Genomic DNA, 23,117 nt, shown 5'->3' with positions numbered 1-23,117 from the left:
ACCTCCTTTCACATCAGCGCGGTCGCTCAGGCGACCGCGTTTTTTATCGTTTTTCTGGACATTATTCACGATGGCTCTTTTTCAACCGGTCTCGCGCCTCACGCGTCGACATTTCCTGTTCCCCTTATCGCTGGTGTTATTTGAGTTTGCCACCTATCTGGCGCACGACATGATTCAGCCAGGCATGCTGCTGGTCACGCAGGCATTTCACGTGGGTCCGGAGTGGGTCTCCACGTCACTGACCGCTTACCTGATGGGCGGCATGCTGCTGCAGTGGCTGTTGGGCCCGCTATCCGACAAGCTGGGACGACGTCCGGTGCTGCTGGCAGGCGTTGCCTTTTTCATGCTGACCTGCCTCGCAACCCACTGGGTGCAGAGCATTGGGCAGTTTATCCTGCTGCGCTTTCTTCAGGGCATCAGCCTGTGTTTCATCGGTGCAGTCGGTTATGCCGCCATTCAGGAGGCATTTGACGAAGCGCTCAGCGTAAAGATGATGGCGCTGATGGCTAACGTGGCGCTGCTGGCACCGCTGGCCGGGCCGCTGGCGGGCACGGCGTTTCTGGCTGTTGCGGACTGGCGCACGCTGTTTCTGTTTTTTGCCGCCCTGTCTGCTCTGGCATTGACGGGCCTGTGGCTCTCGATGCCGGAAACGGCGGGCGACAGAAACACCTCCGTGTCGCTGAAGTCCCTGGCTGCCGGCTATTACGCCTTGTTAAAAGATCGCCAGGTGATGTGCGGTTCACTGGCCATCGGCCTGGTGACGATTCCCTGTCTGGCCTGGGTAGCGCTTTCTCCCGTTATCCTGATTCACGATCTGGGACTGAGCCGCATGGATTATGCGCTGCTCCAGTTACCGGTCTTTCTGGCGATGATCGCCGGAAATCTGCTGCTGGGGCGGCTTGCCAGCCGTCTGCCGGTTGAACAGCCGCTGCGGCTGGGGGCCTGGCCGATTATGGCGGGTTTGACGGTGGCCGCTGTTGGCACCTTTATCAATGCAGGCAACGCGGCATGGCTGACGGCGGGCCTGAGCCTTTACGGATTCGGCACCGGAATGGTGAATGCCGGGCTGTACCGACTGACATTGTTCTCCAGCCGGGCGGGCAAGGGCAGCGTCGCGGCGATGTTAGGGATGGTCAGTATGGTGGTGTTTGCGCTGGGCATTGAGGCGGTGAAAGCGGCGTACTTCGGTGGCGGAACGGCCTGGTTCAGCCTGATTAATCTGCTGTGCGGGCTGTTATGGCTGGCACTGGTGCGGTCGTTTCTGCGCGAAAAACAGCGGCGACACAGCACCGTAACGGCCTGAGGTGAGACAGGCGGCCTGGTGCCGCCTGTGGGAAGGATCAGAAATCGTAGCCGACGGTGGCAACAATGGTGCGTTCAGCTCCCCAGTAGCAGAAGCCGGTGCCATAGCAGGCGGAGACATAGTCGCGATCGGTCAGGTTATTCGCGTTAACCTGCACAAAAGCCCCTTTCAGGCTGCTGTTCCAGACGCCTAAATCGGCACGTACCGAGGCATCAAACAGCGTAGCGGAAGGCAGACGAGTGGTGTTTTCATTGTCTGCCCACTGCCGACCAATGTAACGGACGCCTGCGCCTACGCTGATCCCGGCATCAAACTGGTATTTCGCCCACGCAGAAGCCATCGAGTTGGGCGTCACGTAAGGCGTATGACCGTTGTTACCGTCGATAGAATCTTTGAAGCGCACGTGGTTGAGCGTAAAGCTCGCCAGCGTGCTCAGGCGCGGAGTGAGCTGATTATGGGCTTCCAGTTCGAGGCCCTGAGAGTGCACTTTCCCGGCCGGTTCGTAATAAGAGCCTACCACCACGCGGTTACCCACATCATTTTGCGTCAGGTCGTACACGGCTGCTGAGTAGAGATCGGACGTGCCCACGGGCTGGTATTTAATCCCGGCCTCGTACTGCTCAGATGTAGTCGGTTTCAGCAGGTTGCCGTCCTGTCCGGAAAGCGATTGCGGCGTAATGGCCTGACTGTAGCTGGCATACGGAGAGATACCGTTATCGAATGCATAGAGCAGCGCCGCGCGACCGCTGACGTGATCGTCTTGACGACGATATTGCGTATCGGTGCTGTACTGTCTGTTTTCAGACACGATCCGATCGTAGCGGCCGGAGAGATCCAGATGCCACTTGTCCCATTTCATCTCATCCTGCAGATACATACCGGTTTGGTAGTAACGGCGCTGTGAGTTCTGGAATACGTAAGCCGGATTCGTCCCCACGGCCTGGCCTGTCAGCGCGTTAAGCTGACTGGCTAAGCCACTGGCATCACGCAAATCATTGGTGTACTGATGATATTCCGCGCCCAGTACGACCTTATGATCTACCGGACCCGTGGCAAAATCGGCTTCCAGTTGATTATCGATCGCGTACGCATTCAGTGAAGAACGTGAACCGGAATAGTAGCGATTAAGCAGTTCAGACTGCGGAGAATCCCAGCCAGCCTGATAAACCTGATCCAAATCGACATTGGAGTGGGAATAGCTGGCATTGGAGCGGAAGGCCCAGGTTTCATTAAAGCGGTGAGCGAACTCCGCGCTGTAAATTTGCTCGCGACGTTTGAACTGATCCAGTGTACTGTCGCCGTCATAAAAACCGGTGCTGAGCTTACGTCCGTTATGCTCGGTTATGCTGCCATCACCCGGCACGGCGCTGTGATAGCCACCGGAAGGATCCTTCTGCAGATAGGCGCGTAACAGCAGTGACGTATCTTCATCCGGTTGCCACAGCAGCGAGGGCGAAATCGCATATTTTTCTTCGCGGGTATGATCGTACTGCGTATCGCTGTTGCGCGTGATGCCGGTCAGACGAAAAGCCCACTGATCGTTGATCGCGTTGGTGTAATCAAATGCGGCGCTGTTGGTGTTATGGGTGCCGGTGGACAGACGGAAATGTCCTTCAGGCGCGTATTGAGGACGCTTAGAGGTCTCCATCACTAAGCCACCGGGAACGGTTTGGCCATACAGGGCAGAAGAGGGGCCTTTGATCACGTCAATGCGTTCGAGGAACCAGGGATCAACCTGCAGCACGTTGTAGCTGCCCGGATCGCTCATCAGCCGCAGGCCGTCCAGGAAAATATTATCCACGTCGCCGCCGTGGAAACCGCGCAACGATACCGTATCGTAGCGGGTGGCCGCACCGGCGAAGTTCGTAAAGGCGCCCGCGGTGTAATTCAGCGCCTGATTCACATCCATCGCACCCTGATCGTCCATTTGCTGGCGCGTGATCACCGAGACTGACTGCCCGGTGGTGATCAGCGGACGATCGGTCTTGGTTGCGCCTTTACTGACGGTCGCCGTATAGCCTTCTGTCGGGGTTGTCGACGTTTCTTCGGGCTTTGCTGTGACCACCAGCGTGTTGGCGGCAAAGGTCACTGCAGGTGTGGCAATGGCGATGGAACACAGCAACGCTAACCGTTTCCGGCAGAAAGGCATTCTCATTGTTTATCCCTTACAAATGGTAGATACGCCGCTCCCGACAGAGGAAAGGAGCGAAAATTGGTGTTAAGAACAGGTTATTTACATTGAATGCAAATGAGAATTATTTCCTTTACTGTTAATCATTACAAGATGTCTTCAGCGTTATTGTTAAAGAAATTGCAGGCTAACGGGGTAAACACGCGTGGAACGTGCGTCAGGGAAGCCTTTTCGGGCAGGTTGTATCGGGCGGGGCGGGGGAGAAACATTCAACACACTTCACGTACAACGTGAAGACAGGCCAGGCGATCTGGCCTGCCGGGGAGGAGATGTCAGATGGCGACCAGACCGCGCACATTCTCCGCCTCCATGTCACTGCCGCGACCGCGCTGGATAATCTCGCCGCGCGACATCACCAGATAGCTGTCGGCCAACTCAGCGGCGAAATCATAGAATTGCTCAACCAGCAGAATCGCCATATCGCCGCGCTGCGCCAACTGACGGATCACCATGCCAATCTCTTTGATCACCGACGGCTGGATCCCTTCCGTCGGCTCGTCGAGGATCAGCAACTGCGGACGACTTGCCAGCGCGCGACCAATCGCTAACTGCTGCTGTTGTCCCCCGGACAGGTCGCCTCCGCGCCGCGACTTCATGTCGAACAGCACGGGAAACAGCTGATAGATCTCATCAGGCACCTGTTTGGCCTGTGAGGCGGAGAAGCGGGACAGGCCCATTAGCAGATTCTCCTCAACCGTGAGACGGGGGAAAATTTCGCGGCCCTGTGGCACGTAAGCGATGCCGGACTGCACGCGCTGATGCGGCTTGCGCGTCCCGATCGGCTTGTCCTGCCAGCGTACCTCACCCGATTTGGCCGGAATCAATCCCATCAGGCATTTCAGCAGCGTGGTTTTGCCCACGCCGTTACGGCCCAGCAGGCAGGTGATTTCGCCTGTTTTTACCTCAAACGACAGGCCGCGTAGAATATGGCTGCCACCGTAATACTGATGCAGTTCAGATACCTGTAACATTTAGCGCCCCAAATAAACGTCGATGACCTGCTCGTTGGCCTGAACCTCGCGCAGCGAACCTTCCGCCAGCACCTTGCCTTGATGCAAAACCGTGACGTAGTCGGCAATGGTTTCCACAAAGCCCATGTCGTGTTCAACCACCATGAGTGAGTGTTTCCCTGCCAGGCTACGGAACAGCTCGGCGGTATAGTCGGTTTCCGCATCGGTCATGCCGGCTGCGGGTTCATCCAGCAGAAGCAGGTGCGGCTCCTGCACCAGCAGCATGCCGATCTCAAGAAACTGTTTCTGCCCATGCGACAACAGGCCCGCCTGGCGGTGACGCGAACCGGTGAGCCGCAACAGGACGAGAACCTCGTCAATCCGATCCCGCTGCTCGCTGTTAAGCCGTGCGCGCAGGCTGGCCCAAACGGTTTTGGTGGTTTTCAGGGCAATTTCCAGATTTTCAAACACCGTCAGCGCTTCAAACACCGTGGGTTTCTGAAATTTGCGTCCGATACCGCGACGGGCAATCTCAACGGGGGAGTGGCTGGTCAGGTCATTATCCTGATCGTAAATGACCCGGCCCTTATCCGGTCGTGTTTTGCCGGTAATCACATCCATTAGCGTGGTTTTTCCAGCGCCGTTAGGGCCGATCACACAGCGCAGTTCGCCCACGCCTATCTGTAAGGACAGATCGGACAGGGCGCGAAAGCCATCAAAAGAGACGGTGACGGCTTCCAGTTGCAGCACCGGATCGCGCTGAACACGATGACGATCGGCGGGAAATGATTGGGTATACGGGTGCTCAGTCATCTTTTCTCCGGCGCAGTAAGCCAATCACGCCACGCGGCAGAAACAGCGTGACCAGAATAAACATCATCCCCAGAAAGAACAGCCAGTATTCGGGGAAGGCAACGGTAAACAGGCTCTTCGCACCGTTAACAATCGCGGCGCCCAGCAGCGGGCCAATTAAGGTGCCGCGTCCACCCAGTGCGACCCAGATAGCGGCTTCGATGGAGTTGGTGGGGGACATTTCACCGGGATTAATAATGCCGACCTGCGGCACATAAAGTGCGCCCGCCATGCCGCATAACACGGCGGACAGCGTCCAGACGAACAGCTTAAAGCCACGGGGATCGTAACCGCAGAACATCAGACGGTTTTCCGCGTCGCGAACCGCAGTCAGCACCCGGCCGAATTTACTGCGTGCCAGGACAAAACCCAGGCCTAAACTGACTAACAGCAATATCACCGTCGCGACAAACAGGCCGATGCGCGTGCCCGTGGCGGTAACATTAAAACCAAGCAGGGTGGTGAAGCCGGTAAAGCCGTTGTTGCCACCAAAACCGGTTTCATTGCGGAAAAACAGCAGCATGCCGGCATAGGTCAATGCCTGGGTCATGATGGAGAAATAAACCCCTTTGATTTTCGAGCGGAAGGCGAAAAAACCAAAGACCAGCGCCAGCAGGCCGGGAACCAGCACAATCAGGCACAGCGCCCAGGCAAAATGCTGGGTGCCCGCCCAAAACCACGGCAGCCGATCCCAGGAGAGAAAGGCCATAAAGGCCGGTACGCCGTCGCCCGCCGCCTGGCGCATCAGGTACATGCCCATCGCATAGCCGCCCAGCGCAAAAAACAGGCCGTGTCCCAGAGAGAGTAAACCGGCATAACCCCAGACCAGATCCAGCGCCACCGCGACCACCGCATAGCACAGAATTTTACCCACCAGGGTTAAGGTATAGGTCGATATCGCCAGCGGATGGGTGGCCGGCAGCAGCGCCAGAAATGGCATGATCAGCAGCATCAGCGTAACCAGTGCGCCAATACCCAGCGTCAGGCGCGGGGCCTGACGAGCCAGACGTAAGGAGATGGGTTGCGTCATTAGTCAGTCACCCTTCCTTTCACCGCAAATAACCCTTGCGGACGTTTTTGAATAAACAGCACGATCATGACCAGAATCAGGATTTTCCCCAGCACCGCGCCGATTTGCGGCTCCAGCACTTTATTGAGAATGCCCAGCCCCAGCGCAGCCACGACGGTGCCGGCCAGTTGCCCCACACCGCCGAGCACCACCACCAGGAAAGAGTCAATAATGTAGCCCTGGCCCAGTTCCGGTCCGACATTTCCCAACTGGGACAGGGCCACGCCGCCCAGCCCGGCGATGCCGGAGCCCAGGCCAAAAGCCAGCATATCGACTCGGCCTGTTGGCACGCCGCAGCAGTCGGCCATGGCCCGGTTTTGCGTTACCGCCCGCACGTTCATCCCCAGCCGCGTGCGGTTCAGCAGCAGCCAGGTCAGGATCAGCACAAACACCACGAACAGAATGACCGCAATACGGTTCCAGGGCAGAACCAGATTCGGCAGCACCTGCAATCCGCCGGACAGCCAGGCGGGGTTCGCAACCTCAAGGTTCTGCGCGCCAAACAGCATCCGCACCAGCTGAATCAGCATCAGGCTGATGCCCCAGGTGGCTAACAGGGTTTCCAGTGGACGGCCATACAGGTGACGGATAATGGTGCGCTCCAGCGCCATACCGATAACCGCCGTTAACCCAAAGGCGACCGGGAGCGCCAGCAGCGGATACCAGCCGATGTAATGCGGCGCGAACTGCTGAAACAGGTTTTGCACCATCCAGGTCGCGTAGGCACCCAGCATCAACATTTCCCCGTGCGCCATATTGATCACGCCCAGCAGGCCGTAGGTAATCGCCAGGCCCAGGGCGGCAAGCAGCAGTATCGAACCCAGCGACAGGCCGCTAAACGCCTGGCCCAACAGATCGCCCCACATCAGGCGGCTTTTAATCTGTTGCAGGCTTTCTGTTGCCGCCTCGCGTACGGTTTCATCGGGCTCCACTGTGGGCTGGGTCAGCCGTTGCAGGCTTGCCTGGGTGTTAGGATCGCCGGACTCGCCCAGCAGTTTCACCGCCCGCAGCCGAACCATGGGCTGAGGGCTGGACAGTTGCAGGCTGGCCGCCGCCATCGCCAGCGCGGCATGCACGCGCGCATCCTTTTCGAGGCTCAGGCGTTGCGTAATCAGCGGGAGAAGATCGGCGGCGGCGTCATTTTGTAACTGCTGTGCCGCACTCAGGCGTACGCTGGCGTCGCTGCTCACCAGTTGATGTGCGGCGAGCGCACTGGCGACCAGCACGCGCAACCGGTTATTCATAAACAGTTTTTTTAGCGCGCCCTTCGGCTGTGATGACGTATCCAGCGGCTGGAGCCCATTACCGGTTTGGCTAAAAGGATGACGATCCTGATCCGTGACCACGGTTTCGGCTTTCAGCGCCTGAAGCAGCGGCAACCGGCTGACATCTGGCGCAGCGGCCCACTGTTGCAGCAATTCCGCCTGCTGAGCGCGGCTCGCCGCGGCGAAGTCGGCCGCCGGTCCGGCGCTGGCAAACAGCGGCAGGAGCAGCAAAAAACTAAAGAAACACAGGCGAAGCGTCATGGGAGAGCCTCATCAAATAGGCGATCATAGGAAGTCCTTACTGCCGCCCCACAGAGAGATCAGGGGCGGCACCTGTCTTACTGAGACGTTTTCACCGGGTGATCGGGTTTTTTGTCATTACCGGGGATATACGGGCTCCAGGGCTGGGCGCGTACCGGTTTGTCGGTTTGCCAGACCACGTTGAACTGACCGTTTTCTTCAACTTCGCCAATCATCACGGGTTTATGCAGATGGTGGTTAGTCTGATCCATCGTCAGGGTAAAGCCATCCGGCGCTTTAAAGGTCTGCCCGGCCATGGCGGCGCGCACCTTATCCACGTCGGTGGTGCCCGCTTTTTCGACGGCCTGCGCCCACATATGGATCCCTACGTAGGTCGCCTCCATCGGATCGTTCGTCACAACGCTGCTGGCATTCGGCAGGTTATGGGCTTTGGCATAAGCACGGTAATCGGCGACAAATTTGGCGTTGGTCGGGTTATCCAGCGATTCGAAGTAGTTCCAGGCGGCGAGCTGGCCGACCAGCGGTTTGGTATCAATTCCACGGAGCTCTTCTTCGCCCACTGAGAACGCCACCACCGGTATGTCGGTGGCTTTGATGCCCTGATTCGCCAGCTCTTTGTAAAACGGCACGTTGGAATCTCCGTTGATGGTGGAGACCACCGCGGTTTTCCCGCCTGCGGCGAACTTCTTGATATTGGACACGATGGTCTGGTAATCGCTGTAGCCGAACGGGGTATAAACTTCTTCGATGTCTTTATCCTGTACGCCTTTGGTGTGCAGGAAAGCCCGCAAAATTTTGTTGGTCGTGCGGGGATACACATAATCTGTTCCCAACAGGAAGAAGCGTTTCGCGCCGCCGCCATCCTGGCTCATCAGGTATTCCACTGCCGGAATAGCCTGCTGGTTAGGGGCTGCCCCGGTGTAGAAGACGTTCGGTGACATCTCTTCACCTTCATACTGTACCGGGTAGAAGAGCAGGCCGTTCAGCTCTTCGAAGACCGGCAGCACGGATTTTCGTGATACCGAGGTCCAGCAGCCAAACACCACCGCGGTTTTGTCCTGGGTCAGCAGCTGGCGCGCCTTTTCGGCAAAGAGCGGCCAGTTTGAGGCGGGATCCACCACCACCGGTTCGAGCTTTTTACCCAGCACGCCACCTTTCGCATTGATTTCATCAATGGTCATCAGGGCGACATCTTTCAGTGGCGTTTCGGAAATCGCCATAGTGCCGGAAAGCGAGTGCATAATACCCACTTTGATGGTGTCAGCCGCCTGGGCGTTCCATGAGAATCCCATACCTGCAACGGTAGCGGAGAGTGCAAAAGCCTTGAGCAATGAACGTCTTTTCATCAATGTTAAACCCCTGGTTAGATGGATGCGTTATTCGATGGGTTGGAGCCTGGCCTGCTGTAACATATGGATCGTGATCTTCCTGACCTCAGCCTTACTGGCGGCAATGTGTTCGCTCAGCATCTGCTGGGCTTTGCCGGTCTGCTGCAAAAAAATGGCCTGTAAAATTTGCGCGTGCTCGCGATACGTCGCCGCGATCCTGTCTTCGCGGGTAAAATCGAGACGACGAATAATGCGGATCTTCTCGGTCAGTTCAGCGTGAATACGCGCGATCTCACTGTTGCCTGCGGCGGCGACCAGCGTCATATGAAAGGCCTCATCGTGCTGCGACACTTTCTTGCCGTCATCCAGCCGGGCGGCCTCACACCAGAACTGATAAAGCTCGCGCAGCCGGGCGGCGCACTGCGCCGGGGGCAGTTCGCACAGACGCTTCACGGCTTCGCACTCCAGTACCGTGCGCAGATCGTACAGCTCTTCGAAATAGGCAAAATCGAAGGTTTTGACCTGCCATCCGCTGCGAAACCACACATCGACATAGCCTTCACGCTCCAGCCAGAACAGTGCCTGCCGGACTGGCGTGCGGCTGACCGCCATACGTTCAGCAATTTCACTCTCGCTGAAGCGGTCACCGGGCATCAGGCGAAACTCAAAAATGTCGTTTTTCAGCGTCTGGTAAACACGTTCCGCCAGGGCTTCCGGACGCGCTTTATTACGGGGTAAACGGGTTGTCATCGGCTCTCCTTATTCCAGCCACAGCAGCGTATCGCCAGGGCTGACGGCGCGCCCTGCCTGACAGGCGATGCGTTTCACCCGACCGGCGCAGGGGGCTGCAATCGCCAGCTCCATTTTCATTGCTTCAACAATCACCAGCGTCTGACCCGCGCTGACGTCATCCCCGGGCTGTACCAGCACTTTCCAGATATTGCCGTTCATATCTGCCTGCACCGCGTGCGCGCTGTCATCTTCAGCGGCGGTATGAGGCGCTTTATCTGGAGGAGAGGCGATCTCCTGTTCCTCCTGCGACCAGCGCGTGACTTCCTGCTCGAAAGCCGCTGCCTGACGCTGGCGAAACGCCGTGATGTCCTGAGCGTTATCCGCCAGGAATTGTTGGTGAGCGGCAAAGTCAAATTCAGTTTCGTCAATACGCAGCGTGGCGCGACCTTCGCGGAAATCGTCACGTAACTGCGTCAGCGCCTCTTCCGTTACGGGATAAAAGCGCACCTGATCGAAGAAGCGCAGCAGCCAGGGTTCGCCTGCAGTAAACTGCGCATTTTTGAGGAACTTGTTCCAGATAGGTAAGGTACGGCCCACCAGCTGATAGCCGCCGGGCGAGTCCATGCCGTAAATGCACATATACATCCCGCCGATGCCGACGGTGCCTTCTGCCGTAAAGGTACGGGCCGGGCTGTATTTGGAACTCAGCAGGCGGTGACGGGGATCGACAGGCACGGCGCAGGGCGCGCCAAGGTACACATCCCCCAGCCCTAAAATCAGATAGCTGGCCTCAAAGATCGTGTCGCGGACCTGGTCGCGGCTGGTTAATCCGTTAATGCGCTGAATAAAATCGACATTATTTGGCAGCCAGGGCGCGCTGGCACGCACGGTTTCTTTATAGCGTTCCACCGCACCGAGCGTCGCGCTGTCTTCAAAGGCCATCGGCAGCCAGACGATGCGTGACGGAACTTTCAGGTGACTGACATTGCCGAGCATCGCTTCCCGTTCCAGCAGCACGTTCATTAACTGCGACTGACTCAGGACCAGGCTGTCGTAGCGAATTTGCAGCGAGCGCACGCCAGGAGAGAGCTCTTCGATCCCGGTAACAGGCTGAGCACGCAGCGCCTCCATTAACAAATGCACACGCAGACGCAATGCCAGATCGAGGACGTTGTCGCCATATTCGATGAGGATGTATTTATCACCGGCCTGGCGATAGACCGCCTTGGGGGAGGTTTCCGTGGCGGCGACAGCGGCGAGCAGGGTGCCGGAACCAAAGCGGTTTTCAGCCAGCGAGGGGACGGCAAACGCGGGCGCAGAGTGCGGCCGCAGCGTGGCAATCACCTGCTTCTGAGCCTGTTCCCGCGCGGTCGCTTCCTCTACGCTGATGGGGTGAAAACGGATGCTGTCACCAGGTTTAACCTGACCGACTTTCCACAGCTCGGCTTTGGCTATCGTTACCGGGCAGACAAAGCCGCCAAGGCTGGGGCCGTCGTGGGTGAGGATCACCGGGAAATCACCGGTAAAGTTGACTGCGCCGATAGCATACTCGCAGTCATGTACGTTGGAGGGATGCAGACCGGCCTCACCGCCGTTAGCGCGAGCCCAGCTCGGTTTTGGCCCGACCAGGCGTACGCCAAGGCGGTTTGAGTTGTAGTGTACCTGCCAGTCGCTGGCAAAAAAGTCGTCGATGGCGGCCTGGGTGAAGAAGTCAGGTGCGCCGTGCGGCCCGTACAGCACGCCAATGTGCCATTCGTTCGTGTAGGTCGGTATCAGCGCCGGGCTGAGCGCCTGGGGGGCGCTGATCGGGGCCGGTGTGGTGCAGGCGGCCAGCAGCGGCTGGGAAACCGGCAGCATATCGGCAACCCGCAGCGTCCGCCCCGCGTGCCCGCCAAACTGACCAAGCGAGAAAGTGGAGCGGCTGCCGAGGTATTCCGGTACGTCAAAACCATTACGGATGGCCAGGTAACAGCGACAGCCTTGCAGCGCGCGGCCCAGCGTGAGCGTTTGTCCCGCATTGACCGTGACAGGCTGCCAGTTTGCAACGGGTTCACCATCCAGCATGGCGGCGCAGTCAGCGCCGGTCAGGGCAATTGTCGTCGCACAATGAAAACGCAGCGTCGGGCCCTGTAAGGTAAATTCCAGTCCTGCTGCGGCCTCATGATTGCCGACGATACGGTTAGCCAGCCGGAAAGCATAGTCGTCCATGGGGCCGGAGGGCGGTACGCCGATATCCCAGTAGCCAAGGCGGCCCGGAACGTCCTGCACGGAGCTAAAGGTGCCGGGCTGCAGAACTTCCACCACCGGGGCCGATGGCGTGAAATCATCCAGAAAACCAGTCCAGACGTTGCCGTTCTGGAAGGCGTCGGTGGCGATGACCTGCCGCAGGTAATCAAGATTGGTGGCGATGCCGTGCAGTTGAGTGGCATTAAGCGCGCGTTGCAGTTTGGCCAGCGCGGCGTCCCGGGTTTCAGCATGAACGATCAGTTTGGCGATCATGGGATCGTAGTAGCTCGATACGTCGCTACCGGTGCTGATTCCACTATCGACGCGCACATCCTCGGGAAAGTGCACATGGGTTAAGACACCGGGACAAGGCTGAAAGTGTTTAAGCGGATCTTCAGCGTAGAGCCGGACTTCGATCGAGGCGCCCTGAGGTGCCTGCTGCAGGCGCGGCCAGTCGATCGCTTCATCGGCAGCCACGCGCAACATGCACTCGACCAGGTCAAGACCCGTGACGCATTCGGTGACCGGATGTTCAACCTGCAGGCGGGTATTGACCTCCAGGAAATAGAAGGCGTCCTGCTGCGCATCGTAAATGTATTCGACGGTGCCCGCGCTGCGGTAATTGACCACCTCGCCCAACCGGACTGCCGAGGCGAGCAGCGCATCGCGGGTTGCAGCGGGCAAACAGGGAGCGGGCGTTTCTTCTACCACTTTCTGGTTGCGGCGTTGCAGAGAGCAGTCGCGCTCGCCCAGAGCGACCACGGTGCCTTTGCCGTCGCCAAAGATCTGTACCTCAACATGGCGGGCATGATCGATGCAGCGTTCAAGAAATACGCCTGCGTCGCTGAAGAACTGTTCGCCAAGCCGGCGCACGCTCTCCCAGGCATGCCGGAGCGCCTCGGCATCCGCGCAGCGCGTCAGGCCGATGCCGCCGCCCCCGGCCGTGCTTTTTAACATCACCGGATAACCAATATGGCTCGCGGCGGCCAGGGCGTCATCCAGCGAGTCGAGCAGCGGCGTGCCTGGCGTCATGGGAACACCGGCGTGCGCTGCCAGTTCACGGGCACGGTGCTTTAAACCGAACTCACCAATTTGCTGCGCTGTCGGTCCAACAAATACGATGCCGGCCTCCTCACAGGCGGCGGCAAACGGCAGGCTTTCAGAGAGAAAACCGTAGCCCGGCCAGACAGCCTGGGCGCCGCTTTCCTGCGCGGCCGCCAGAATTTTATCAATGCGCAGATAGCTGTCGCTGGCTTTGTCACCGCCCAGACAAATAGCGATATCGGCATCTTTGACATGTTGCGCGTTACGGTCGGCATTGGAAAAGACCGCGACGCTGGTAATGCCCAAACGTTTCAGGGTACGGATAGCGCGGCAGGCAATTTCGCCACGATTGGCAATCAGAACGGTGCTGAACATGATTGATTAACTCTCCAGAGAAGCGAGCCAGTTACGCCAGCCGCCGAATTCGGTAATCTCCAGCGCGTGCGTCAGCGCGGAACCTTCACAAATAAAGCCTTTCACCACGCGACCATCGGCAAGCGTGAGGCTGCCAATGCCCAGGGGTTGTGGGATCTCGGCCACGAATTCGCCAAAGCGCGCCAGGGGGATATCCCAGAGCTCGACGGCGATGGCGGCGCCCTGTTCCGCCCGCATCAGTCCCGGCTTTTTGACCGGGCCATCCAGCAGGGCAAACAGGCGATACTGGCTGGCCGTCTGGGTCTCTTCTACCCGGACGGCCTGGCGTTGCGTGAGCTGAAAGTTAAGTGGCATGCCGGTCAGGTGCGCGCCCACGACCGCAAGACGAACATGGTCGTCCGAAGGGGGAAGCGGCGCAGGCTCAGCGGGTTGGGCCTTGCCAGTGGCGCCGCGCGGCAGGGCCATAGCCTGCTGCCAGCGCAGGCCAAACTGCGCCAGCGCGCGGTCATGCCAGGCGGGGGCGATGAGCGTAATGCCCGCGGGCAGATCGTCGTTTCTGAAAGGGGCGGGCAGCGCCAGTGCGGCAAGATCGGCCAGATTGGTAAAGTTGGTGTAAGTACCAAAATGTGAGTTGTAAATCACCGGCTCCTGCTGCATCTCATCCAGGGTATAGATCGTGGGGGACGTGGGCACGACCAGCGCATCAAACGGCGCCAGAATCTGCTGAATCTGGCGCGCCAGCCGGGCACGCAGGTATTCGGCCTCAAAGGCCTCGACGGCACTGTATTTCAGCCCCGTCGAGATAATGCTGTGCACCACCGGATCCATCTTCTCCGGGTGGTTGAGCATCTCGCCTACGGCAGCGGTACGCTCCGCCACCCACGGGCCGTAGTAGAGCTGTTCGGCGAGCTGCGTGAAGGGGGTGAAATCAATCGGATGCAGCGTGGCGCCGTTGTCCTGCAGTGCGGTCAGCGCGGCGTCCCAGGCCGCTTCGGCAGCTGCATCATCAAAAAACACGGGGGCGGCAGGAATTGCGAAATCAGGATGGGATTTCATGCCCGCGGGCGCCGTACGAGGATGAACGCGCGAGTAGGCATCCTGAGCATCGTATCCTCCCGCCAGGCTGGCGACGCGAAAAGCATCGTCCACCGTCAGCGCAAAGACAGAAATTGTGTCGTTCAGGCGGCAGGCAGGAACGACACCGCGCGCAGACAGCCAGCCCTTGGTCGGTTTCAGACCGACAATATTGTTGAAACCGGCGGGCACCCGGCCAGAACCGGCGGTATCGGTACCCAAAGAGAACGCCACCAGCCCTCGAGCCAGTACCGAGGCCGATCCCGAACTGGAGCCGCCGCTTACAAAGTCCGGGTCAAAGGTGTTACATACCGCGCCGTAAGGTGAACGTGTACCGACCAGTCCGGTAGCAAACTGGTCGAGGTTAGTTTTCCCCATCACCACCGCGCCCGCCGCTTTAAGCTGTGCCACCACAAAGGCATCCTCGGCGGCGATGTAACGGAATGCAGGGCAGGCTGCCGTTGTCGGCCAGCCAGCCACGTCAATGTTATCTTTCACGGCAAAGGGAACACCGAACAGTGGAAGGGCATCCGGATCCTGCTGGTAACGCGCCAGGAGCGGCTCAGTTTGCGCCACTAACTGGGCGGGAGTGGCAAGACAGATCCACGCATTATCGTCTGGATCCAGCTCAGAAAGGTGTTCAGCCAGCAGCGTGTGAACCTGCTCCGGGTGTTGCCGAACGCGTTGCTGCCAGTCATTAAGGGTCAAACCGAATGTCGAAGCCATGCAGTGAATTCCAACAGGTATACAAGATGGGATTCAACAGAGCAAAGGACGTGCCAGAATTTTAATGCCATGAATCAATGAGATAATTCGAACAGCCATAAGAAGATGTGATGATAAAACGCACAGTTGTCGCGCAGGCAGTGTGACATCAGGGTGCGTTAAAGCGGTGCGAAGGTAAATTTTGTGAAGAACATGGCAAGAGTGGCTTCCCCTGGTTAGCATGAATAACGTCTGGCACAAAGCCAGCGCCCAGCAACAGAGGAGATTTACGTGGAGAAGTGGCGTAACTGGATGATAGGGATCTGCCTGGTCAGCACGGCCGGCAGCGCATGGGCTGATTCGCTTGATCAACAACGGCAACGATATCAACAAATTAAGCAGGCCTGGGACAGTAATCAGATGGCAACAGTTGAACAGCTGTTACCGACGCTACAGGATTATCCGCTTTATCCTTATTTAGAATACCGTCTGCTGGCGCAGGACCTGGACCAGGAAACCAGCCTGGCAGTACAAAATTTTATTCAAAAGTATCCGACTTTACCGCCAGCGCGCTCGCTGAAAACGCGTTTTGTTAACGTACTGGCGCATCGTCAGGACTGGCAAGGCGTGCTTAACTTCAGCCCCGACGAGCCCACGCCGGTGCAGGCACGTTGTAACTGGTACTATGCCAAATGGTCAACCGGAAAGCAGCAGGCGGCATTTGACGGTGCCAAAGCCATTTGGCTGCGCGGCACGGCCCTGCCGAATGACTGCGATAAGCTCTTCTCCGTGTGGCAGGCCAGCGGTCAGCTTTCTCCCATCACTATTCTTGAACGTATCCGCCTGGCAATGAAAGCGGGCAATGACAGCCTGGTCAGCTATCTGGCCAAAACGCTGCCTGCCGATTACAAGACGATGTCGGATGCATTACTGGCGTTGCAGAAAGATCCTCAGTCCGTCACGACCTTTGCCAACAGCGTGGGCGCAACCGACTTCACGCGCCAGGCCACGATTTTTGCCTTTACCCGCGTTGCCCGTGCCGATATGGAAACAGCCCGTAGCCTGATCCCTGAGCTGGTGCGCGCGCAAAAAATGGGGCCAGAAGATGAGCAGGCGCTGAAAGAGATTGTCGTCTGGCGGATGATGGGCAGCGATCTGACCTCCGAGCAGGCGCGCTGGCGCGATGCGGTGGTGATGAACAGCGAATCGACCGCGTTAGTAGAACGGCGGGTGCGCCTGGCGCTGAGTGAAAACGATCGTCGTGGCCTGAACACCTGGATTGCGCGTCTGCCGGTTGAAGCGAAAGAGAAAGACGAGTGGCAGTACTGGCAGGCCGATTTGCTTTATTCAAAAGATCGCAAAGAAGAAGCCGATGACATTCTGCGTAAGCTGATGAAAGAGCGCGGTTTTTATCCTATGGTTGCCGCACAACGTTTAGGGGTGGACTATCCTCTTCAGGTCGATGCGGCACCCAAACCTGACGCGGCAACCACCCAGGGGCCAGAACTCGCACGCGTGCGTGAGCTGATGTACTGGGGCATGGACAATCTGGCACGCAGCGAGTGGGCCAACCTGATCGGCAGCAAAACCCATGTCCAGCAGCAGATGCTGGCGCGCTACGCAAGCGAACAGGACTGGTGGGATCTGAGCGTACAGGCCACGATCACCGCGAAAATGTGGGACAGCCTGAAGGAGCGTTTCCCGCTGGCATGGCAGGATCTGTATAAGCAGAACACCCAGGGTAAATCCATTCCGCAGAGTTATGCGATGGCGATTTCCCGTCAGGAAAGTGCATGGAACCCGAAAGCCCGTTCCCCGGTGGGTGCCAGCGGACTGATGCAGATTATGCCGACGACCGCAACACACACCGTGAAGATGTTTAGCATCCCGGGCTATGTGAACGCGTCTCAGCTGTTCGATCCGCAGACCAACATTCAGATCGGGACGCAATATCTGGAGTATGTTTATCAGCAGTTTGATAAGAACCGGATATTCGCCTCAGCGGCTTACAATGCCGGCCCGGGACGCGTACGGACCTGGCAAGGCAGTACAGCAGGCAATCTCAACGCCGTCGCCTTTATCGAAACCATTCCGTTTTCGGAAACCCGGGGTTACGTGAAGAATGTGCTGGCCTATGATGCGTACTACCGCTACTTCCTGGGTCAGCCGGACAAGATCCTGTCCGATGCTGAGTGGAATCGCCGCTACTAGCTGTGTTAAGCTTCCGTACTCTTTAGCGAGTACGGAAGCCTCTCATGAATCAACCCTCTGTGCCATCCACGACTGACCCGGCTACGGACGCGCACTGGCTGCGTTTTGTTGAGCTGATGCAACAGGCTTTTGCGGATAACCAGGCGCTGCCGCTGTTACAGCTGATGACGACGCCAGATGAACGAGAGTCCTTTGGTACACGCTTGCGTATCATTGAATCGCTGCTGAATGGCGACATCAGCCAGCGTGAACTGAAAAACGAACTGGGCGTGGGCATTGCCACGATTACCCGCGGATCAAATAGCCTGAAAGAGGCGCCTCCGGCACTGAAGCAGTGGCTGGAAGCACACCTGACGCGTCGCTGATTACTGCTGATAGAACGGATGGGTTAGCGGGCAGAGCGCCAGTATCAGAGCCTGGTGGTAAACGCTGGAGCGGCTGAGCAGGCCCTGGGTCAGGGTGCCGATTGCGCCGCCTTTGTGCTTAATATTGTCGATGCCGGTGAGGCGCGCCATCTCCTCACCCAGTTCGCGTCCTTCACGTAAACCGGCCATCACCACCGGCGGCAGGGTAAAACTGGCCGAACGTGACTCTCCCCGCTGTTTCTGGTTTTCCACCACCATCCAGGCAAAAGCGCACTCTTCTTCAATTCCGGCTTCAATCGCCACCCAGAAGTCGGCTTCCGGACGAACCTGACGGGCATTCATCACGCGCTGGCGTGCGCCAGTTCGCGTTTCGAGGTTGGTTAAAGGCTGTGCCGCAACGCCGCTCTCGACCTCGACCCCTTCGATATGGCAGGATCCCTCGCCGAAAACGTCGTTGAATGCCTGAGCAATCGCACGAATCTTCGCTGGATTGATGGTAGCTGCGACAACATGGTACATAATTAATTGAACCCTCAGGTAATTAAGGCGATTTTGGTCGCAGTATAACGGAAACTAAGCATGCTACAGGTCTATCTTGTTCGTCACGGTGAAACGGTATGGAATGCAGAACGTCGCATTCAAGGGCACTCCGACAGTCCGCTGACGGAAAAAGGTGAGCAACAAGCCCGTCAGGTCGGTGAACGCATCAAAAGCGCCGGTATCACGCATATTATTTCCAGCGATTTAGGGCGCACCCGGCGCACCGCTGAAATCATTGCCGATGCCTGTGGTTGTGATATCACTTTCGACCCGCGACTGCGGGAGCTGAACATGGGCATACTGGAAAAACGATTGCTAGATGAACTGAGCCCGGAAGAAGAGGGCTGGCGTGCTTCGCTGGTGAACGGCAGCGAGGGCGGCCGCATTCCTCAGGGCGAATCCATGACGGAACTGGCGCAGCGTATGCAGGAGGCACTTAATGCCTGCCTGGCGCTGCCGGCAGGGAGCCGCCCGCTACTGGTCAGCCACGGCATGGCGCTGGGCGTGCTGGTCAGCACCATTCTGGGACTACCGGCCTATGCCGAACGTCGCCTGCGCCTGCGCAACTGTTCGATTTCCCGCGTTGATCATCAGCAGAGCGCATGGCTGGCACAGGGTTGGGTCGTGGAAACGGCGGGTGATATTGCCCACCTCGACGAACCCGCGATGGACGAGCTTCAGCGTTAATCGATGATGCCGTCATTACGGCGGCATCACACCAGGTATTAACGGCGAATCGGGATCAGATATTCACAACGAATCTCTGTAGGCGGTTCGCTGCGCTTTTTACCGCCGTGGGTAATAAAGCGCTCGATGTCCTGCCCCATGCGGCGCGTCAGGCCCAGCGTCGGCATGCAGGTACCGTATAACAACAGAATAAACTCCTGAAGTTCAACGCGCGGACCGCTGTAGTTGAACTGAACGTAATCCCCGGCTTCAAGAATGACCTTCTGGCCCGAATGCATATTGGTCGCGCTGTCGGTTGGCACGGCTGTGGTGTACAGAATCTCCTGCTCATCGTCTTTTTCATGACTGGCACGGACCTGGTGCAGACCGTAGAGCACGGGCGGAACCGTATCCGTTTCCAACAGAAACTGTTTCCAGAAATGGACACGCATTTCATCGCGGTAGCTGGAAATTTGTTCCAGGGTACAGGTGTAGCTCTGTGTCTGTCCCACCAGAACGGTCTCCGGCAGGGTGACGAACTGCGATTCCGGCTGCTGATCGTTTCCTAACCGAATGGGTGGGCGAATACCAAATGAATTCCAGTCAGACGAGCGGCGATACCATGCAGGTGTTTGATTAAACTGCTTTTTAAAGGCTCGTGTAAAGGTCTGCTGTGAATCAAACCGATACTGCAAAGCAATATCGAGAATCGGGCGGCTGGTCAGGCGAAGTGCCACCGCGGCTTTGGAAAGACGTCGTGCCCGGATATAGGCGCCAATGGCGTGTCCGGTAACGTCTTTAAACATCCGTTGTAGATGCCATTTAGAATAACCGGCTTTAGTGGAAACGTTATCCAGTGAAAGTGGTTGATCCAAATGGCTCTCCAGCCAGGCAAGCAAATCGCGAATGATACCGGCTTGGTCCATAAAACATCCTCATACTCTGGTGGCGCAGCTAAATGAAGTCGACGAATAATAGCACTTATTGCTTTAAAGACATGTTTGGTTTTGACTGGGATGGTTGTGCTATCTACGCGGGAATTTATACCCTTTTTACGTTGGTTATTGTATCGATTGACAGTACATTACATGCTCATCTATTACATTTGCAATGGTAACTCAATGACAATACCTCGTCTCCTGCTCGTCACCTTCGCGGGTTTGCTGTTTTCCAGTCCGCTTCTGGCTGAAGAGATTGGCTCCGTCGACACTGTGTTTAAGATGTTTGGACCCGACCACAAAATTGTGGTTGAGGCATTCGACGATCCCGACGTAAAAAATGTCACCTGCTACATCAGCCGGGCGAAAACAGGCGGTATCAAGGGCGGGCTGGGATTAGCGGAAGATACATCAGACGCGGCCATTTCGTGTCAGCAAATCGGGCCGGTAGAACTGAGCGAGAAAATTGCCAAAGGCAAAGCACAGGGTGACGTAGTGTTTCGTCAGCGCACATCGCTGATCTTCAAGAAACTGCAGGTCGTGCGTTTCTTTGACAGCAAGCGTAACGCATTAATTTATCTGGCTTACTCAGATAAAGTGGTGGATGGTTCACCTAAAAATGCGCTAAGCGCCGTACCGATTATGCCGTGGCACTAAGGCAATCATTAAACGCCCGTAAGGGCGTTAAATGATTGCCAGCTTAATCCTGCAGGTCACCACAGAAACGATAACCTTCGCCGTGAATGGTGGCGATGATTTCAGGGGTATCTGGCGTGGATTCAAAATGTTTACGGATACGACGGATTGTCACGTCAACAGTACGGTCGTGTGGCTTGAGATCGCGTCCGGTCATTTTCTTCAGCAAATCAGCACGCGTCTGAATCTTGCCGGGGTTTTCGCAGAAGTGCAGCATGGCACGGAACTCACTGCGCGGCAGTTTGTACTGCTCACCGTTGGGATTGATGAGTGAGCGGCTGTTGATGTCCAGCTCCCAGCCGTTGAACTTATAGCTTTCAACCTGGCGACGCTCTTCATTGGGTAAAGGCAAATTCATGGTGCGCAACAGCAGGTTACGTGCACGAATAGTTAATTCGCGTGGGTTAAACGGCTTAGTAATGTAGTCGTCTGCACCAATTTCCAGCCCAAGAATTTTATCGACTTCGTTATCGCGTCCGGTCAGGAACATCAATGCGACATTGGCTTGCTCACGCAGTTCACGTGCCAGTAACAGGCCGTTTTTACCCGGCAGATTGATGTCCATAATAACCAGATTGACATCATTGTCGGTCAACACCTGGTGCATCTCTGCACCATCGGTCGCTTCGTACACGACATAACCTTCCGCCTCAAAAATGCTTTTGAGGGTATTGCGCGTGACCAGTTCGTCTTCAACGATGAGAATGTGCGGGGTCTGCATGTTTAGCTACCTAATTTTGCCAACTAAATTGAAAACAGGGCGTACAGCGGTTAGGTGCTCTCCAGTGCGGAGAACGGCAAGCTTTGCTGAACCGTTGTACAAAAGTAAATTTTGATAAGCTTTTATCAAGGTCAACAACCGTATTCGCCAGCCTGCCGGGGTAAAAATTCCATGCCCTGCGGAATAATAATTTGAAACACATACTAACTGTATTAACAGCAACCTAACAGCAATAACAACAACTGGTAAGCATAAAAACAACGCTTCGTTGACTTATATCAAATGCAATTGTAGCACGTTAACATTTCTGTGAAAAACATCTCAAAAAATAGCGTGCTGGCTGACATTACGTCTCATTTTTGTCCCCGCCAGCCCGGCTTATCACCAAATATGATGTTAGAAACTTACTATTACAGTGGACTGAAATGAAAGGCTTTTATTTTGAAGGTTTTGATAATGTGCACTTTATGATAAAAAGGCGCGCTCCGGCCTTTTTTAACGTGTTTTAACATGTATGTCAGAGTCTTAACATGACCACCTATATCCCTCAATAAAGCAGGTGCGTGTTACACTAGCAGCGTGCACATTTACTGATGGAATGATCATGCTTTTTCCTCTTATCCTCGTCTCACCTGCCCGGGCAGAAAATATTGGCGCGGCGGCGCGTGCCATGAAAACCATGGGCTTTAATGAAATGCGTATTGTTGCCAGTGATGCATGGCAGGATCCGGCCGCCCGCCGCGTAGCTCATGGCGCAGGTGATATTCTGGACAGGATAAAAACCTTTGATACGCTGGCCGAAGCGCTGGCAGACATCGACTTTTCCGTCGCCACGACCGCGCGAAGTCGGGCCAGGTTCCGCTATTATGCAACGCCGCAGCAGGTGGAAGCGCAACTGCGGGAAAAACGTCAGTGGGTAAACAGCATGGCATTGGTATTTGGCCGTGAAGATAGCGGGCTGACCAATGAAGAGCTGGAGCAGGTTGACCTGCTCACCGGCATTCCAATGGCAAACGATTATCCTTCACTGAACCTGGGGCAGGCCGTTATGGTTTACTGTTACCAGCTGTCGGCGCTCAATCAGGTGGCTGCGCCTGTCGCCCCGGCGGCCGATGGTCAGCAGCTCCAAGCACTGCGCCAGCGGTTTGAACAGTTACTGAGCCGGTTAGAGGTGAGTGACGACAATAAAATGGCCGACTGGATTAATCAGCGTATTGGCCTGTTAGAGCAGCGCGACAGTGCGATGTTGCACCGTTTGTTGCATGACGTGGAAAAAAAGCTGGCAGATAAATCCTCGGGTTAAGCGTGACTATACAGTCACAGATGTTAACGAAACGCGGTATAACAAACGATTCACCAGGCTTTTTTTGTTTAACAGCATGCTAAACATTGTGGTCTGTATTTGCGCAACGGATAAAACCGTTGACTTAATGTGCGCTTTGCTTTACTTCTTGACGCAGACGGACAATCAATGACAGACAGAAAAAATAAATCTGAATGCGTAATCACAGCCTGAACACCACAATTATTACCACCACCATTACCATTACGATCGGTAAAGGGGCGGGCTGACGCATCCAGGAAAAACAGAAAAGAAGCCCGCAC

General features: G+C 56.6%; 19 protein-coding genes and 1 other annotated feature (1 of these 20 only partly in view). Of the genes, 7 read left to right on the top strand and 12 right to left on the bottom strand.

The window, feature by feature from the left end; translation table 11 throughout:
• Positions 1 to 70 precede the first annotated feature (70 nt).
• Positions 71 to 1,303, top strand: a complete 1,233-nt coding sequence (locus ACPXSQ_RS15255) for an MFS transporter (RefSeq protein WP_015700995.1) — start codon at positions 71 to 73, stop codon at positions 1,301 to 1,303.
• Positions 1,304 to 1,340: 37 nt separating this feature from the next.
• Here the strand turns inward: ACPXSQ_RS15255 and ACPXSQ_RS15250 are convergent, their stop codons facing one another.
• The 9 genes from ACPXSQ_RS15250 to atzF all read right to left on the bottom strand — a co-directional run bounded on the left by ACPXSQ_RS15250 (position 1,341) and on the right by atzF (position 15,396).
• Positions 1,341 to 3,458, bottom strand: coding sequence for a TonB-dependent siderophore receptor (locus ACPXSQ_RS15250; protein ID WP_015700994.1), 2,118 nt, complete (start codon positions 3,456 to 3,458; stop codon positions 1,341 to 1,343).
• Positions 3,459 to 3,766: 308 nt separating this feature from the next.
• A complete protein-coding gene (urtE, locus tag ACPXSQ_RS15245) occupies positions 3,767 to 4,465 on the bottom strand; it encodes an urea ABC transporter ATP-binding subunit UrtE (protein ID WP_013024535.1) in 699 nt (232 codons plus the stop codon).
• Positions 4,466 to 5,257, bottom strand: coding sequence for an urea ABC transporter ATP-binding protein UrtD (gene urtD, locus ACPXSQ_RS15240; RefSeq protein ID WP_014595297.1), 792 nt, complete (start codon positions 5,255 to 5,257; stop codon positions 4,466 to 4,468).
• Positions 5,250 to 6,326 carry an urea ABC transporter permease subunit UrtC gene (gene urtC, locus ACPXSQ_RS15235; RefSeq protein WP_013024537.1) on the bottom strand — a complete coding sequence of 359 codons (1,077 nt, stop codon included), beginning with the start codon at positions 6,324 to 6,326 and terminating at the stop codon, positions 5,250 to 5,252. The genes urtD and urtC overlap by 8 nt, the downstream gene beginning before the upstream one ends.
• Positions 6,326 to 7,891 carry an urea ABC transporter permease subunit UrtB gene (gene urtB / locus ACPXSQ_RS15230; protein WP_014595298.1) on the bottom strand — a complete coding sequence of 522 codons (1,566 nt, stop codon included), beginning with the start codon at positions 7,889 to 7,891 and terminating at the stop codon, positions 6,326 to 6,328. The genes urtC and urtB overlap by 1 nt, the downstream gene beginning before the upstream one ends.
• A 77-nt stretch (positions 7,892 to 7,968) precedes the next feature.
• On the bottom strand, positions 7,969 to 9,237 hold the full coding sequence (urtA, locus tag ACPXSQ_RS15225; RefSeq protein WP_019106391.1) for an urea ABC transporter substrate-binding protein: 1,269 nt from the start codon (positions 9,235 to 9,237) through the stop codon (positions 7,969 to 7,971).
• Between the two features lie 30 nt (positions 9,238 to 9,267).
• The gene (locus tag ACPXSQ_RS15220) at positions 9,268 to 9,969 is read right to left on the bottom strand and encodes a GntR family transcriptional regulator (protein WP_105082590.1); all 702 of its coding nucleotides are present in this window, start codon (positions 9,967 to 9,969) and stop codon (positions 9,268 to 9,270) included.
• A 9-nt stretch (positions 9,970 to 9,978) separates the two neighbouring features.
• The gene (gene uca, locus ACPXSQ_RS15215; protein ID WP_019106393.1) at positions 9,979 to 13,596 is read right to left on the bottom strand and encodes an urea carboxylase; all 3,618 of its coding nucleotides are present in this window, start codon (positions 13,594 to 13,596) and stop codon (positions 9,979 to 9,981) included.
• A 6-nt stretch (positions 13,597 to 13,602) separates the two neighbouring features.
• Positions 13,603 to 15,396 carry an allophanate hydrolase gene (gene atzF / locus ACPXSQ_RS15210; RefSeq protein ID WP_105082591.1) on the bottom strand — a complete coding sequence of 598 codons (1,794 nt, stop codon included), beginning with the start codon at positions 15,394 to 15,396 and terminating at the stop codon, positions 13,603 to 13,605.
• Between the two features lie 270 nt (positions 15,397 to 15,666).
• Between atzF and sltY the strand changes: the two genes are divergently transcribed.
• Together sltY and trpR are read left to right on the top strand one after the other, a co-directional pair.
• Positions 15,667 to 17,586 (top strand): murein transglycosylase, encoded by a 1,920-nt coding sequence (sltY, locus tag ACPXSQ_RS15205; protein ID WP_013024542.1) that lies wholly within the window; start codon positions 15,667 to 15,669, stop codon positions 17,584 to 17,586.
• A 44-nt stretch (positions 17,587 to 17,630) separates the two neighbouring features.
• Positions 17,631 to 17,951, top strand: a complete 321-nt coding sequence (trpR, locus tag ACPXSQ_RS15200) for a trp operon repressor (RefSeq protein WP_013024543.1) — start codon at positions 17,631 to 17,633, stop codon at positions 17,949 to 17,951.
• Here the strand turns inward: trpR and yjjX are convergent, their stop codons facing one another.
• Complete coding sequence (yjjX, locus tag ACPXSQ_RS15195) at positions 17,952 to 18,470, bottom strand: inosine/xanthosine triphosphatase (protein WP_013024544.1); 519 nt, start codon at positions 18,468 to 18,470, stop codon at positions 17,952 to 17,954.
• A gap of 60 nt (positions 18,471 to 18,530) precedes the next feature.
• Between yjjX and gpmB the strand changes: the two genes are divergently transcribed.
• A complete protein-coding gene (gene gpmB, locus ACPXSQ_RS15190; RefSeq protein ID WP_014606621.1) occupies positions 18,531 to 19,178 on the top strand; it encodes a 2,3-diphosphoglycerate-dependent phosphoglycerate mutase GpmB in 648 nt (215 codons plus the stop codon).
• Positions 19,179 to 19,216: 38 nt separating this feature from the next.
• Here the strand turns inward: gpmB and robA are convergent, their stop codons facing one another.
• On the bottom strand, positions 19,217 to 20,083 hold the full coding sequence (gene robA, locus ACPXSQ_RS15185; RefSeq protein WP_013024546.1) for an MDR efflux pump AcrAB transcriptional activator RobA: 867 nt from the start codon (positions 20,081 to 20,083) through the stop codon (positions 19,217 to 19,219).
• A 195-nt stretch (positions 20,084 to 20,278) separates the two neighbouring features.
• Between robA and creA the strand changes: the two genes are divergently transcribed.
• The gene (gene creA / locus ACPXSQ_RS15180) at positions 20,279 to 20,752 is read left to right on the top strand and encodes a protein CreA (protein WP_019106396.1); all 474 of its coding nucleotides are present in this window, start codon (positions 20,279 to 20,281) and stop codon (positions 20,750 to 20,752) included.
• Positions 20,753 to 20,795: 43 nt separating this feature from the next.
• On the opposite strand, the gene arcA is transcribed toward creA, so the two are convergent.
• On the bottom strand, positions 20,796 to 21,512 hold the full coding sequence (gene arcA / locus ACPXSQ_RS15175) for a two-component system response regulator ArcA (RefSeq protein WP_013024548.1): 717 nt from the start codon (positions 21,510 to 21,512) through the stop codon (positions 20,796 to 20,798).
• A gap of 604 nt (positions 21,513 to 22,116) precedes the next feature.
• On the opposite strand from arcA, the gene ACPXSQ_RS15170 reads away from it, so the two are divergent.
• Both ACPXSQ_RS15170 and thrL read left to right on the top strand, forming a co-directional pair.
• Positions 22,117 to 22,815, top strand: a complete 699-nt coding sequence (locus ACPXSQ_RS15170; RefSeq protein WP_014606619.1) for a tRNA/rRNA methyltransferase — start codon at positions 22,117 to 22,119, stop codon at positions 22,813 to 22,815.
• A 194-nt stretch (positions 22,816 to 23,009) separates the two neighbouring features.
• Positions 23,010 to 23,084, top strand: coding sequence for a thr operon leader peptide (gene thrL / locus ACPXSQ_RS15165; protein WP_109707012.1), 75 nt, complete (start codon positions 23,010 to 23,012; stop codon positions 23,082 to 23,084).
• Positions 23,017 to 23,117, top strand: a sequence feature (Thr leader region) (it continues 24 nt past the right edge of the window). Its footprint overlaps the gene before it by 68 nt.

Source organism: Pantoea sp. EEL5, from assembly GCF_049892805.1.
In the GTDB taxonomy this organism is placed as follows: domain Bacteria; phylum Pseudomonadota; class Gammaproteobacteria; order Enterobacterales; family Enterobacteriaceae; genus Pantoea; species Pantoea ananatis.
The sequence above is the reverse complement of the archived record's forward strand: the minus strand, read 5'-3'. Positions and strand labels throughout refer to the sequence as shown.

Excerpts from the sequence above, each read along its gene's own strand:
- ACPXSQ_RS15255 (WP_015700995.1), top strand. The coding sequence starts at position 71 with ATGGCTCTTTTTCAACCGGTCTCGCGCCTCACGCGTCGACATTTCCTG.
- ACPXSQ_RS15250 (WP_015700994.1), bottom strand. The coding sequence starts at position 3,458 with ATGAGAATGCCTTTCTGCCGGAAACGGTTAGCGTTGCTGTGTTCCATC.
- urtE (WP_013024535.1), bottom strand. The coding sequence starts at position 4,465 with ATGTTACAGGTATCTGAACTGCATCAGTATTACGGTGGCAGCCATATT.
- urtD (WP_014595297.1), bottom strand. The coding sequence starts at position 5,257 with ATGACTGAGCACCCGTATACCCAATCATTTCCCGCCGATCGTCATCGT.
- urtC (WP_013024537.1), bottom strand. The coding sequence starts at position 6,326 with ATGACGCAACCCATCTCCTTACGTCTGGCTCGTCAGGCCCCGCGCCTG.
- urtB (WP_014595298.1), bottom strand. The coding sequence starts at position 7,891 with ATGACGCTTCGCCTGTGTTTCTTTAGTTTTTTGCTGCTCCTGCCGCTG.
- urtA (WP_019106391.1), bottom strand. The coding sequence starts at position 9,237 with ATGAAAAGACGTTCATTGCTCAAGGCTTTTGCACTCTCCGCTACCGTT.
- ACPXSQ_RS15220 (WP_105082590.1), bottom strand. The coding sequence starts at position 9,969 with ATGACAACCCGTTTACCCCGTAATAAAGCGCGTCCGGAAGCCCTGGCG.
- uca (WP_019106393.1), bottom strand. The coding sequence starts at position 13,596 with ATGTTCAGCACCGTTCTGATTGCCAATCGTGGCGAAATTGCCTGCCGC.
- atzF (WP_105082591.1), bottom strand. The coding sequence starts at position 15,396 with ATGGCTTCGACATTCGGTTTGACCCTTAATGACTGGCAGCAACGCGTT.
- trpR (WP_013024543.1), top strand. The coding sequence starts at position 17,631 with ATGAATCAACCCTCTGTGCCATCCACGACTGACCCGGCTACGGACGCG.
- yjjX (WP_013024544.1), bottom strand. The coding sequence starts at position 18,470 with ATGTACCATGTTGTCGCAGCTACCATCAATCCAGCGAAGATTCGTGCG.
- gpmB (WP_014606621.1), top strand. The coding sequence starts at position 18,531 with ATGCTACAGGTCTATCTTGTTCGTCACGGTGAAACGGTATGGAATGCA.
- robA (WP_013024546.1), bottom strand. The coding sequence starts at position 20,083 with ATGGACCAAGCCGGTATCATTCGCGATTTGCTTGCCTGGCTGGAGAGC.
- creA (WP_019106396.1), top strand. The coding sequence starts at position 20,279 with ATGACAATACCTCGTCTCCTGCTCGTCACCTTCGCGGGTTTGCTGTTT.
- arcA (WP_013024548.1), bottom strand. The coding sequence starts at position 21,512 with ATGCAGACCCCGCACATTCTCATCGTTGAAGACGAACTGGTCACGCGC.
- ACPXSQ_RS15170 (WP_014606619.1), top strand. The coding sequence starts at position 22,117 with ATGCTTTTTCCTCTTATCCTCGTCTCACCTGCCCGGGCAGAAAATATT.